Below are 13,276 nucleotides of genomic sequence, written 5' to 3' on the forward strand. Positions count from 1 at the left end.
TTTTTATGATGCTAGATAGCTTCTATTTCAGCTTTCTGCGCTTCTATTTTGCTTAACTGCATTTCCATATCTGCAAGCTTGGCGCGTTCTTTTTCAATGACAGCTTCCGGCGCTTTACTTACAAAATTTTCATTACTCAACTTACCTTTGGTACGTTGAGCATCCTTTTCAATTTTCTCAGCCGCTTTACTCAAACGGGCCAACTCAGCATCTTTATCGATAAGCCCCGCCATGGGGATCAGTATTTCCATTTCCCCCACCATCGCGGTCGCAGAGGCAGGTGCTTGCTCGCCTGCTTCAAGCTTGGTAACCGACTCCAGCTTGGCCAATTTAGCAACGTAAGTGCCGCAACTATCTAATTTGGATTGATCGCTAGCCGACACATTTTTCAGTAACACCGGCAGCGGCTTCGAAGGTGGTATATCCATCTCACCACGAATATTTCGAATACCAACGATAAAGGCCTTAACCCACTCGATGTCGTCAATTGCGCTTTGGTCATGCTTGCTCTCATCCACAATTGGGAAAGCATCAACCATAATACTCGCTGCGTCGGTGTTATTCGTAGAAAGAGGCTTCACCTTTTGCCATATTTCATCAGTGATGAAAGGCATAAATGGATGAAGTAGACGCATCATGTGCTCTAAAACATTTATTAAGGTATGCCTAGTACCGCGCTTTTCAGCGTCACTACTTTGCTCAGAATTTAGAACCGGCTTCGATAATTCAAGATACCAATCACAGAATTGATTCCAAGTAAACTCATACAAATGTTGAGCTGCGATATCGAAGCGATATTGTTCAATAGCTTGCTCATACGCGTTGAGAGTGTCTTGAAACTGAGACCAAATCCAACGATCGAATACACTCAAGCTCATTTCTCCACCTTCTCGACCTGCGTCAAACTCTTCTGTATTCATTAATACAAATCGAGTGGCGTTCCAAATTTTATTACAGAAATTTCGGTATCCTTCAACTCTGCCCATATCGAAATTAATATCTCGACTAGTAGATGCCATGGCTGCAAAGGTAAATCGTAAAGCATCTGTGCCGTAGGCATTAATACCGTCAGAGAATTGTTTCTTGGTTGCTTTCCCTATTTTCTCTGCCATTTTTGGCTGCATCATTCCAGAGGTGCGCTTGGTCATAAGAGCATCAAGGTCGATACCATCAATCAAATCGATTGGATCTAGCACATTGCCTTTTGACTTCGACATTTTGTCGCCGTTTTCATCGCGAATTAGGCCGGTGATATAGATATCTTTGAATGGAATTTTGCCCGTGAACTTTTTCGTCATCATTATCATTCTGGCTACCCAGAAGAAAATAATATCAAAGCCGGTAACCAGTACTGAGCTTGGCACAAAGGTTTCAAGTTCTGGCGTTTCTTTAGGCCAACCCATTGTTGCGAAAGGCCACAAAGCCGACGAAAACCAAGTATCGAGCACATCTTCATCTTGCTTTAAGGAAACTGAGTCAGCTAACTTATGCTTTTCTCTTACTTCCGCTTCACTTCTGCCAACGTAAATGTTTCCGTCATTATCGAAGTATGCTGGAATGCGGTGCCCCCACCATAATTGGCGAGAAATACACCAGTCTTGAATATTGTGCATCCATTGATAATAGGTTTTGTTCCAGTTTTCAGGTACAAAACGAATTTCGCCGCTCTCAACTGCGTCTATTGCTGGTTTCGCAAGCGATTCCACCGCAACGTACCATTGATTGGTAAGATAAGGTTCTATGACTTCGCCTGTTCTATCGCCTCTAGGAACCTTCAGTTTATGCTCTTCAACTTTAATCAGCACACCAAGGGCCTCAAGATCATCAACGATGACTTTACGCGCGTCAAAACGGTCTAGGCCTTGATACTTTTGCGGAGCAACATCGTTGATCTTAGCTTCGTCTGTAAGAATATTTATCATCTCCAGATCATGGCGCTTGCCCATCTCATAATCGTTGAAATCGTGCGCAGGCGTAATTTTTACGCAACCGGTGCCGAAATCTTGGTCAACATAGTCATCGGCAATAATAGGTATTTCTCGGTCAGTGAGCGGAAGTCTTATTGTTTTGCCGATTAATGACGCATAACGCTCGTCATCTGGATGCACCGCTACGGCAGTATCGCCAAGCATAGTTTCAGGACGAGTCGTTGCAACAACTATGTGCCCAGAGCCATCGCTGAGTGGATATTGCATGTGCCACATGTGGCCATTTTCTTCTTCGTTAACCACTTCAAGATCGGACACTGCAGTAAGCAATACTGGATCCCAGTTTACCAAGCGTTTACCGCGATAAATCAAGCCCTCTTCATAAAGCTTAACAAACACTTCTTGTACCGCTTCAGACAGATTGTCGTCCATGGTGAATACTTCGCGATCCCAATCTGGAGAGGTACCTAAACGACGCATTTGTTGCGTGATCGTGCCACCGGACTCTTCTTTCCACTCCCAGATTTTTTTAACAAAGTCTTCCCTACCTAAGTCGTGGCGGGTAAGCTTTTGTGCATTCAGTTTGCGCTCTACAACCATTTGTGTGGCGATACCCGCATGGTCAGTACCACACTGCCATAGGGTATTGTTGCCTTTCATGCGCTTATAACGAATTAATGAATCCATGATGGTATGTTGAAAAGCATGCCCCATGTGCAAGCTTCCGGTCACGTTTGGTGGTGGTAATAAAATACAGTAAGGATCACCGTCACCAGATGCTTTGAAATAGCCTTGTTGCTCCCACTTTACATAACAATCTTTTTCAATTTTGTGGGGGTCGAATGTCTTATCCATTAATTACTCTCGTTTATAGGTGGTTGGCTGGCGTGAACTGCATATTGCACCCCGCTAACTTATAAAGCTTATAGCGCTCACGCGCAGCTTGTTTTTGTTCTTCATCTACAGGCACGAAGTCGATGATATGTTGAAATGCCCGGTGATTCTCTATCATGGTTTGGGACAAGTTGATCAGAGTATGACGCGTATTCACCCTCTGACCTTCCCATGTTATTTCTGCAGGAGTGCCTTGCTTAGGGCCTTCACCGTATAAATTATGTGGAATAAAATCATCAACATGGTAATTCCAAACTAACTCATCAAAGGCTTCAGCTTGCTTTTTATTCTTGCAGAGAATAGTCGACCATTTGCGCTTCTTGTAAATGGACTTAAGTGAATCAGAACAAGTTGAAAGCATACTCTGCTCTTGCCCTTCTTCATTGTCAGTCAGTTGATAAAAAGTCACCATGGTCATTATATTTACGTCTCGCTCAGTGCAGGTTTAATATAAAAAGATTAATGTTGGCTTAATCTTCACTTACCAAGCCAGCTTTATTAAACAAGTACTGCGACAACATAGGTACTGGTCGCCCTGTTGCGCCTTTGCGTGCTCCGCCAACCCAAGCTGTTCCTGCAATATCGAGGTGAGCCCAATTGTATTTTTTCGTAAAGCGCGACAAAAAGCATCCGGCAGTGATAGTACCAGCCGGACGACCGCCAATGTTTGCCATATCGGCAAAGGGACTTTCAATAAGTTCTTGATATTCGTCCCATAGAGGCATACGCCAAGCGCGATCGGAGCTCTGTTCCGAGGCATTAATTAACTCATGGGAAAGCGGATTATGAGTACTGAGTACGGCTGTCGCATGAGGGCCAAGAGCAATAACACAGGCACCGGTAAGCGTCGCTATATCAATCACTGCCTCAGGCTCATAACGCTCGACGTAGGTCAGCGCATCACAAAGCACTAATCGCCCTTCCGCATCAGTATTGAGTACTTCAACAGTCTGGCCCGACATCGTTGTTAAAATATCGCCAGGGCGATAAGCGTTAGCATCAGGCATGTTCTCGCAGCCTGCAATAACACCTATCACATTAATAGGTAGATTCAGTTCCGCAACAGTATGCATCACACCCAACACAGAGCTTGCGCCACACATGTCGTACTTCATTTCATCCATATTTGCACTGGGCTTAATTGAAATACCGCCAGAATCAAAGGTAAGGCCTTTGCCAACAAGTACAATTGGGGCTTGGCTTTCTTCACCACCTTTGTGATGAATGATACTCATGATGGATTCATTATGAGAGCCGCGGCCTACGGCAAGATAACTATCCATTTTCAGCTCAGCCATTTCTTTTTCGCCAACGGTCTCAAGGCTAAGCGAATCGTAACGATCAACTAATTCAGCACTTTGCTCGTTAAGATATTTAGGGTTGCAAATATTGGGGGGCATATTGCTTACATCTTTGGCAACTACGACACCTTTGCTTACGGCAGAACCATGCTCAACTGCACGCTCTCCTGAGGTCAATTCTTTCCGAGTGGGAACATTAAATACCATTTTACGCAAAGGGCGTCTTGGCTCACCTTTTTTAGTCTTCAATTGTAAAAAGGTGTACAACGAATCATTTGCTGCTTCAACCGCTTGACGAACTTTCCAATAAGTATCTCTGCCTTTAACGTGCAGTTCGGTAAGGAAACAAACCGCTTCCATCGAACCCGTTTCGTTCAAGGTTTGAATAGTTTTGGCAATAATCTGCTTATATTGACGTTCATTTAATTCGCGTTCTTTACCACAACCAACCAGCAATACTCGCTCACTTAGCACGTTTGGCACGTGATGTAACAGCAGCATTTGGCCAGCTTTACCCTCAAGATCGCCACGGCGCAACAAATTACTAATGTAGCCTTCGCTGATTTGATCAAGCTGTTCAGCAACATGAGTAAGTCGACGTGGTTCGAAAACACCAACTACGATGCAGGCGCTACGTTGTTTTTCAGGACTTCCGCTCTTTACGCTAAATTCCATTCTGTTTCCTTAAAAGTGAGGATGAGCACTAGCAGTCAATACAAACTACAGTGAAAGCTAAATTTACTATAGGAAAAAATATGTATTGTCTGGTAGCAAAAGTTTGGTTTATGCTAAACTTAACGTGATTTAAAAACGCTGTGTGCATAAAACTGTCAGAAACGCTAAGTTTACTGAAATATCTGCACCTTTCCACTAAAACCTATGTTTTTCATCAGTTGCTAAATGCTAATTTTCCGATACTTATTACGCGAAACATTCAAATCACAAATTGCCGTGTTCTTTATTCTCATGGCAATTTTTATTACGCTGCGTTTTGCGCGTGTTTTAGGCGATGCCACCGATGGTGATGTACCTGCTGAGTTAGTACTCGGTTTTATTACACTTTATAGCCCAATACTTGCCTCTTTGGTACTGCCCATCAGTCTGTTTTTAGGGATCATGCTCGCGCATGGGCGACTATATGTCGACAGTGAAATAACCGTATTGAAAGCTTGTGGTGTAAGTGAGTGGTATGTAACGAGAGTAACACTTGCTTTCGGTATTGTAATGGCCTTAGTCACAGGTGTGGTAACAATGTATTTAGCTCCTGCTGCAGCGGAGAAAGAGTATCAGCTTCAAGAGCAAGCTCAAGCAAAATCAGGTTTAGCCTCAGTGATTCCTGGCCGTTTTCAGCAAACCGGTGATAAACGAGCAGTGATATTTGTTCACGATGTTGATAACGAAAGCAACAAACTACAAAAAGTATTTTTGTCGCAGCGAAACAAAGAAGATAACCGAACTCATCTTATTTATGCGCAAACGGGCACAATTGAAAAAAGCGAAATTGGTGACCAGCAACTTGTACTATTTAACGGTAACCAATACGAAGGCGAAAACCAAGAGAAGGCCTTTCAAATAATTAACTTCGATGAATATCGTGTAACCATTGCGCCAAAAGACCAAGAACAAAAACGAAGAAAACTCGTTGCCTTACCGACTAATGAGCTCATGAAACTAGACAGCATCGAGGCTATCGCAGAGTTACAATGGAGAATTGCCATTCCCCTGTCACTGCCTTTTTTAGTACTTATTGCTGTTCCTCTGAGTGCCGTCGATCCGAGGCAAGGACGTTTTGGTAAAATGTTTCCGGCGCTGCTTCTTTACCTCGGTTACTTCTTGTTATTACTGGCAAGCAGGCGAGTGTTAGAAGATGGGAAGTTACCAGTGTGGTTAGGGTTGTGGTGGGTGCATTTTGTGATGTTACTTGTTGGGATTGGCTTAATCGCCCGCGACCGCAAAACTGGCGTTATTTTACGCCAACTGTTTTTGAGGAAAAAAGATGTTTAAGCTCCTCGATTTATATGTTGCCCGAACGCTATTAAGCACCGTCACGGTTACTCTTTCGGTACTCATTGGCTTAAGTGCGTTGATAAAATTTGTAGAACAGTTACGGCGTGTGGGTCAAGGCGACTACGACATGACACTTGCCGCACTCTACGTGCTGCTGAGCCTTCCTCGAGAAATAGAACAATTTTTACCGATGGCAACACTGCTTGGTGGGCTCATTGGAATGGGCTTACTTGCCCAAAATAGTGAATTGGTGGTGATGCAATCGGCAGGCCTGAGTCGCTGGAATATAATTAATTCTGCAATGAAATCACTTATCATTTTGATCGTCGCAGTGATGCTGCTTGGGGAATTTGTTACTCCTAAAAGCGAATCAAAAGCAAAAGAGCTTAGAACCCAAGCATTGTCGGGGGGTAGTCTAATTTTATCTGACGAACTGTTTTGGGCGAAAGACGGCAACGACTTTGTAAGTATTTCAGAGGTACTCACGAAAGAAAGCCTTAGAAACATTACCATTTATAAGTTTGACGAAAATTTAGAACTCAATAGTATTATCTCGGCTGAAGCAGCCATGTTTAAAAACGACAGTTGGATGTTACAACAAGTAAGTTCGCTCAGCTTTTCCGAAACGCAGATTGATAAATATGAGACTGGAAACCTAGAGTGGAACAGCACCCTCACCCCAGACAAATTAGGCATTGTTGCTATCAAACCAGAAGCGCTTTCTATTCGTGGCTTAATTAGCTATGTAAATTACCTAGAGAATAGTGATCAAGACGCCGAAAAGTATCGATTAGCCTTCTGGCGGAAGGTGCTGCAACCATTGTCCGTGGCTGTGATGTTGCTCATGGCCTTGTCGTTTATATTTGGTCCGCTCAGAAGTGTAACAATGGGAGCCCGGACAATAATGGGGGTAATGGTTGGTTTCAGCTTCTTTATAGCCAATCAGGTATTCGGGCAGTTTAGTCTAGTATTCCAACTTCCAGCAATAGTGGGTGCAACATTACCAAGCATTGCTTTTGCGTTTATCGCGATTCTACTTCTACGAAGGCAATGAAGACAGTAGCTGTAGCACACTCACTGTGCGAAAAACGTCAGCTACCAAGATTTGTGATCGTTTGCTTCCTTTGATAAAAACAGTACTTCAGTTTGCGCTATTCTATCTTGTAGCGACAACTTATTTTTATAGTCAATTAACACCAACAAAGTTCCTAAACCTAAAAAGGAGGTAAACATACGAAGGGCCAACCTTGGATAACCTATCGTTGCTTCATTTTTCAAATTAAAGATTTTCAAGCGCCAGGCACGCATGCCTAAAGTTTGACCGCCATTTTTCCAAAACCATAGGAAAAAGCCACTTATCCAAAACCCCACCCAGATATTTGCAATTAACTTCAAAGAATCAGACTGTGTAAACAAGTCCATGTAGTTTTCAAAGCCTTGATTGTTGATAAGCTGAACTTCAAATAGTATTAACATCATTACCTGAATCACTAAACCCGCACACATACCAACAGCAGTTGCGACTAAGGCATCATATACCATAGCTGCAAGACGACGAAAGAAGCTAGCACGCTGAAAGCTATCGTTTAATACTGGTATCGATTCAATAGCACTTGAGCCAGAAGATTGATCAGTCGTCTCATTTCTCGAATGCTTTTTATTACTCTTCGCCAAGTCTAATTTCTCTCCGTTTAGTTTCCCATACAATATGTATACGAATATTATCACTTATTAGGCTAGTAAAAGCATCCAAGATAGAACTTATCTAATCGTTTCGTTAATCTTTTCTACTCATAGCTTAAATAACACTTGATACATCAACTTAGATGGCTATAATGCTCTGCACTTGACGCCAAGTCAGGTTCACTCTGTGCCAGAGTGGCGAAATTGGTAGACGCAGCGGATTCAAAATCCGCCGGTAGTAATACTGTGCCGGTTCAAGTCCGGCCTCTGGTACCATCTCTTTTGAGAACATAAACCTATTGTTTAGCAATAGGTTTTTTTGTTTTTCAAACAGTCCTTGCTTATTGATAACTTACGGCCTTTAAACATCTTCAAATATCTAATCAGGCTGTAGTTAACTTTCGCATACATATGGTGTATCTTTCAGCTATTGTCAGCAAAAAACACCGATATGAATTATCAACTCATCATTCTTACAGTATTCTTTCTCTTTGCATTAAAAGAAGCTCGAAGCGGGCAGCTGTTCAAAAAGCGTAGCGAAGTCAAAGATGACGGTATTGTAGAATTTCTAAGTACCTTATTACTTTTTACCGTATCACAACCCTTTATTCTCTTCTCCGCTGCAGTAGTGATGTCTATTCTTGCCCCTCAATATGAAGGAGTATTAGCGCACAGCTCCATATGGTTGCAAATTGCACTCTTACTTGTTTTAGACGACATGCTCCAGTATTGGTGGCATAGAGCTTGCCATTCTTATAGGTGGCTCTACAAACTCCATCGCGCTCACCACAATGCTAAATATATGAGCGTGCGCATTGTTTACAGGAACAATTTTTTCTACTATCTGATGATGCCTTCCTTGTGGATGTCTGGTGTGCTTATTTATTTAGGGCTAGGCTGGACCTACGCTGCTTACTTGGTAGTGAAGCTTACTATTATCACTGGGGCGCACTCAGAGTGGAAATGGGATAGACCCCTTTACAAAAACAGACACACTCGTTCAATAATGTGGTTTGTTGAGAGGATAATCTCCACCCCCTCTACCCATAGCGCTCATCATGGCTACGAGCCAGAAGATGGCGTAACAACCTACAAAGGTAACTACGGTAACCTCCTATTTTTTTGGGATGTATTGTTCGGTACAGCCAAAATAACCAGATGCTATCCCCAACACTACGGTGTAAAAGGGATGCTAAAATCAGAATGGCCCGAGCAAGTGTTTTGGCCAATCATGAAAACCAAAAGAAAAAGTAGATTATGACTCGTTTGTTCTGTAATAACACAAGGCTATTCGCTTTTGCTATGTTAAGCATTTGCGCCTTCAATACAATTGCTGTTGATGTAGTAACAGTAAATGTGGGCGAATCAGAAACCGACAAACGAATACTGTTCAAAAATGAACTAGTAAGGCAAGCGTTAGAAATAACCAAAGAAGAGTATGGAGAGTATAAGATAGTTGCTAATCCCATGCGAATGAACATTAACAGGGCTTTTCGTGAACTAGAAATAGGCACTAATTTATCGCTTACCTTTGCTCATACTAGGAAGGAGTTTGAGGACAGAGCATTCCCAGTTAGAGTACCAATCCGTCAAGGAGTAGACGCTTATCGACTGCTTGTTGTTAAGAAAGGAAGGGAATTGCTGTTTGAAAGTATAGAAAGCCTTGATGACCTGAAGAAGCTTCGAGTAGGCTTAAGCCCCGCTTGGGCTACATATAAGATTATGAAAGATGAAGGCTTTGATATCGTCGACGCGCCAGTATACAAAACAATGTACAACATGCTTGAACTGGAAAGGTTCGATTATATACCTCGTGCTATAAATGAAATCTATGATGAAATTGAACTGTATAAACCCAGACAAGACGGCTTAGCCATTGTTCCTGGCATCGCACTCCATATCCCTTCGACAAGCTACATGTTTGTGAGTCACAAACAACCTCGTATTTATCAGCGTTTAAACTCAGGGCTACACGCTATGAATTTAAATGGCGACCTTTCCGCATTGACCGACAAGTTTTTCAAAACCTCGATAAAAAAAGCAGCGCTCCAAAATCGCCGTATATTTTCACTCAACAATGAAGAATTCAATACCGTAGTCAAGCCAATTGAGCAAATAGTGACGCCCTGTACAATAGACAATCTGAGCGACTGAGCTAAACATCAACTAAGTTAGGTTTAAACTGAGTTCATAACCAGAATATTTTCGGATATTAATTACTCTATTTTCATCGAGTAATAAGTATTGCCCTTTAATGCCCATTAATTTTCCGCTAAAGCCAAGTTCCTTATCCAAGTTAATTGACTTGATTTTTTCAGGATAAGCTAATACAGGGTAGTGAATATTTAATACTTTGCTATCAATGCTTTGAACAGACTGCAAGCCGTATTGTTGTTTAATCGCTTCCAGTTCAGGTTCGGCATTCGCCAATAGCTCATCCCTCAGTGCTGTAAGATCAAATAGCTCGGGCTCACCCTGCAACATTTTACGCCAATTGGTTTTGTCGGCTATTTGTGATTTCAAAGCCGTTTCTACCAAACCACTCATCAACCTGTTTTCTACCCTCAAGATTGGAAGGGCTTGCGACGCACCTTGATCTATCCAGCGAGAAGATACGCCATCGGAAACGTGTCGAGTGATGCCTACCTTTGTATTCCCAGTATTTGATAGATATACAAAGTGACCCGTTAAGCAGTTTTCCTCCCCCCAGCTTGGCTCTCTGCAGGTGCCTTGGTCGTAATGACATTGCTCAGGCTTAATAATGCATGTGTCGCATTGAGCTAAACTTGTCATGCAGGGGTAGCAATATCCTTGACTGAAACTTTTATTAGTCTGTCGGCCGCAATGGATACAGTTAATTTGGGACCGATAGTCTACCGATATGTTGTGACCGATGAGATCGTTCATTTGCACAGTACTTTCCCCGATCGGGAGTTGATACTGTGCTACATTGCTTCGACTCACGCTCACACGCATCTTTGAAATGTTCCCAGAAAAATTTGTCATTGTAAGCCCTGTGAAATAAAAACCGAATGATAAGTGTATATGTCGAACATCACAATCCAAATAGCCAGCTAATCAACATTAATCGATCATCTTATTTTTTTTGACAAATATTAATTGATTGTGCAGTGATAAGGCCTTTAATAGAATGTTGCGTCCAAAGTAGAGCGAAGATAAATGAAACAAGTAGACAGTAAATTATCGTTTTTAAAATCTGAAACAAATGATTTAATTGAAAAGTGTAGCGAATTAGGTGACGAAAGAATGGTGCAATTACTTTCCGAAGTTGCTGAGATGTTAGATATTGCCCATAGCACATTTTTAGGAAATGCACTCAGTTCAATTAGTAAAGTTGCAGCGCCTAAACACCGAAAAAACTAGGCCCCCATTACGTAGGGCCCAGTAAATAGTAGGATTTATCGAGTTCTGACTACTGTGATCTTTGCTGTAGGGTTATCCCAACGGTCACCCTCTGTTAATACTGAGCTTTCCAAACCTTCCATACTAGCATCACTAGCATTTGCGTTCGTAACAACACCTCTGTGGACATGTACAACATCAAAAAGGTCATCTCTAACTTCCGAGAATCCTGCTGCAGCACCACCGCCGCCAGCCGCTTGAGCAGCAGGTCCAGGCATAGTTGCCGCAGTTTCAGTATTTGCCTCTGTACCTGAATCCCAGCTGATCGTCATAAAGGACTTTGAGTCTCCTACTTCCATGTTTGAAATATCCATGGCATTTACTCCCGTAAACGCATCGTTAGTATCGACAAGCATGGTCAGGGCAGTCAGTCGCAAATTATCTGTGTCTAGTTTTGGTACAACCAATGTAGTTTCTTCACCTATACTTCTAGGCGCTGTTCCTGTACTCAGTTGTGCGTCGAGGAATGATGTGTCGGCCGTAGCCTCATCAATAAGCCCAGCTGCACTTCCGCCCTCGGCCAACATCTCTAGGGCAACACTGGCAGTTTGACCAGCTTGGAAGGCATAGTAACCCGGCTCATGCGCGACAACAGACGCGGGAGAAAATGGCTGACCATAGGTCAAGTTAGTAATCGTAACTGTGTAAACTGCTAAATTACCATTTTGACCGTTGTTTCCGTCGGCACCATCTTGACCATCAGCACCATCTTGCCCGTCGACACCGTCTTGGCCGTCAGCGCCGTCTTGTCCTGCAATCCCTTGTGGGCCTGCGGGTCCGGTAGCACCATCGTCGCCACAACCAGCTGCTAGAGCAACAAGTAGCGCCAATGTGCTTAGTTTTAATACTTTAGATAACATTGTGTATACCTCCGATTATGCTGCTGGAACAACGATGGTGACTTTTGCAACAGGGTTTAACCAGCGATGAACTGAAGAATCCAAATCACTTGTGCCCCCAGTTGCGCTTGAATCTCCTAAGGTATTTCTGTGAATATGTACTGGACCATCTGTTCCATCCACAACTTCTGTAGGGCTTGCTAGTTCATTGCCATCTTGGTCAAAGCCAACTGTTACTGCGACACCGGTGCCACCTGTTCCCATTGTTGGGGCAATTGGCGGTGCACCAGCACCAGCCACACCCGGAACGCCATAACCGCCTAGCGCAGCGCCACCTTCTTCTGTAATGTCCGTACGAGTGCTGTTAAGTTCGTCATTCAACTCTGTACCCGCATCGTATGCATTAAGATAGTATGTATAGGTGCCGGGCTCTGTTGGAATGGTGATTGAGTCTAAACCTGCAAAAGCATCGTTCGTTGGAATTAACATCGTAAGCAATGAAAACAGTGGCTTATCCATAGTATCAAATGAGTATGTAAGCGTTGTTGAAGGCGCTAATAGACCACCAAAGCGGTGCCAAGTATTGCTGCCGTTGTCGGTATCAACTGGACCTAGTGCCGCTTCAAAGTTCATACCTGTTGAATCGGGATTTTGAGCATCATCAATCACACCAGCTTCTGCTAACCATGCGAGAGCTGTACTGGCTTCAGTACCCACTTCAAATGCATCAACGCTTGCATCGTGTGCAATGGCTAAACGTGGTGTCATATAGTTAGCATGAGTAAGGTTAGTGATACTCAGCTCAACCTCAACTGCTTGAGAATAACCAGATGCAGATAAACCGATGAATGCGGCAAGCGCCAATTTGTTGAATTTCATATTATATCTTCCTCGATATGTTAATTAGAGTGTTTGGACTACAAGGAATAATATAAATGGCAGTTCTAACTAAAGTGTCACAAAGATTTAACAAAACACAGACTATTGTATTCCTGTTAGCTCACGCTCATTAAATACACCGAACCGTCATACCGGCGTAGGCCGGTATCACACCGAAACGTCATGCCGGCGAAAGCCGGTATCTCTTTTCTTCAGGCATAAAAAAACCCGTCTCAAGGACGGGCTTCTCTACCTGCTTGCGCAGTGAATGGGAGCCTGACGGTGTGCTACTCTCGCATGAGGAAACCTCACACTACCATCG

Annotated in this window: 12 protein-coding genes and 1 tRNA gene; 6 read left to right on the forward strand and 7 right to left on the reverse strand. The window is 43.0% G+C overall.

The window, feature by feature from the left end:
- Positions 1-11: 11 nt before the first annotated feature.
- From ISG33_RS16235 to pepA, 3 genes are read right to left on the reverse strand one after another with little or no spacing between them, the layout of a single operon-like run.
- Positions 12-2,783 carry a valine--tRNA ligase gene (locus ISG33_RS16235; RefSeq protein WP_195734677.1) on the reverse strand — a complete coding sequence of 924 codons (2,772 nt, stop codon included), beginning with the start codon at positions 2,781-2,783 and terminating at the stop codon, positions 12-14.
- Between the two features lie 13 nt (positions 2,784-2,796).
- Positions 2,797-3,240: a DNA polymerase III subunit chi gene (locus ISG33_RS16240; protein ID WP_229333652.1), complete on the reverse strand. Its 444-nt coding sequence runs from the start codon at positions 3,238-3,240 to the stop codon at positions 2,797-2,799.
- Positions 3,241-3,292: 52 nt separating this feature from the next.
- A complete protein-coding gene (pepA, locus tag ISG33_RS16245; RefSeq protein WP_195734678.1) occupies positions 3,293-4,798 on the reverse strand; it encodes a leucyl aminopeptidase in 1,506 nt (501 codons plus the stop codon).
- A gap of 225 nt (positions 4,799-5,023) precedes the next feature.
- Here pepA and lptF point away from each other — a divergent pair, with 225 nt between their 5' ends.
- Positions 5,024-6,127, forward strand: coding sequence for an LPS export ABC transporter permease LptF (lptF, locus tag ISG33_RS16250; protein ID WP_195734679.1), 1,104 nt, complete (start codon positions 5,024-5,026; stop codon positions 6,125-6,127).
- Positions 6,120-7,184, forward strand: a complete 1,065-nt coding sequence (lptG, locus tag ISG33_RS16255) for an LPS export ABC transporter permease LptG (protein WP_195734680.1) — start codon at positions 6,120-6,122, stop codon at positions 7,182-7,184. The genes lptF and lptG overlap by 8 nt, the downstream gene beginning before the upstream one ends.
- 41 nt (positions 7,185-7,225) lie before the next feature.
- Here lptG and ISG33_RS16260 read toward each other — a convergent pair whose 3' ends face one another.
- Positions 7,226-7,804 (reverse strand): RDD family protein, encoded by a 579-nt coding sequence (locus tag ISG33_RS16260; RefSeq protein ID WP_229333653.1) that lies wholly within the window; start codon positions 7,802-7,804, stop codon positions 7,226-7,228.
- A 198-nt stretch (positions 7,805-8,002) separates the two neighbouring features.
- Between ISG33_RS16260 and ISG33_RS16265 the strand changes: the two genes are divergently transcribed.
- From ISG33_RS16265 to ISG33_RS16275, 3 genes are all read left to right on the forward strand, one after another.
- Positions 8,003-8,089: transfer RNA gene (locus tag ISG33_RS16265), tRNA-Leu, on the forward strand.
- A gap of 175 nt (positions 8,090-8,264) precedes the next feature.
- The gene (locus ISG33_RS16270) at positions 8,265-9,074 is read left to right on the forward strand and encodes a sterol desaturase family protein (protein ID WP_195734681.1); all 810 of its coding nucleotides are present in this window, start codon (positions 8,265-8,267) and stop codon (positions 9,072-9,074) included.
- 41 nt (positions 9,075-9,115) lie between these two features.
- Positions 9,116-9,967 (forward strand): transporter substrate-binding domain-containing protein, encoded by an 852-nt coding sequence (locus ISG33_RS16275; RefSeq protein WP_195734682.1) that lies wholly within the window; start codon positions 9,116-9,118, stop codon positions 9,965-9,967.
- A 12-nt stretch (positions 9,968-9,979) separates the two neighbouring features.
- Here ISG33_RS16275 and ISG33_RS16280 read toward each other — a convergent pair whose 3' ends face one another.
- Positions 9,980-10,819 carry a DUF2797 domain-containing protein gene (locus ISG33_RS16280; protein ID WP_195734683.1) on the reverse strand — a complete coding sequence of 280 codons (840 nt, stop codon included), beginning with the start codon at positions 10,817-10,819 and terminating at the stop codon, positions 9,980-9,982.
- 174 nt (positions 10,820-10,993) lie between these two features.
- On the opposite strand from ISG33_RS16280, the gene ISG33_RS16285 reads away from it, so the two are divergent.
- A complete protein-coding gene (locus tag ISG33_RS16285) occupies positions 10,994-11,197 on the forward strand; it encodes a hypothetical protein (protein ID WP_195734684.1) in 204 nt (67 codons plus the stop codon).
- Between the two features lie 35 nt (positions 11,198-11,232).
- On the opposite strand, the gene ISG33_RS16290 is transcribed toward ISG33_RS16285, so the two are convergent.
- Both ISG33_RS16290 and ISG33_RS16295 read right to left on the reverse strand, forming a co-directional pair.
- On the reverse strand, positions 11,233-12,096 hold the full coding sequence (locus tag ISG33_RS16290) for a spondin domain-containing protein (protein ID WP_195734685.1): 864 nt from the start codon (positions 12,094-12,096) through the stop codon (positions 11,233-11,235).
- 15 nt (positions 12,097-12,111) lie between these two features.
- The gene (locus tag ISG33_RS16295) at positions 12,112-12,954 is read right to left on the reverse strand and encodes a spondin domain-containing protein (protein ID WP_195734686.1); all 843 of its coding nucleotides are present in this window, start codon (positions 12,952-12,954) and stop codon (positions 12,112-12,114) included.
- Between the last annotated feature and the right edge of the window lie 322 nt (positions 12,955-13,276).

It is taken from the genome of Marinibium conchae, from assembly GCF_015595035.1.
Classification (GTDB): domain Bacteria; phylum Pseudomonadota; class Gammaproteobacteria; order Enterobacterales; family Alteromonadaceae; genus Glaciecola.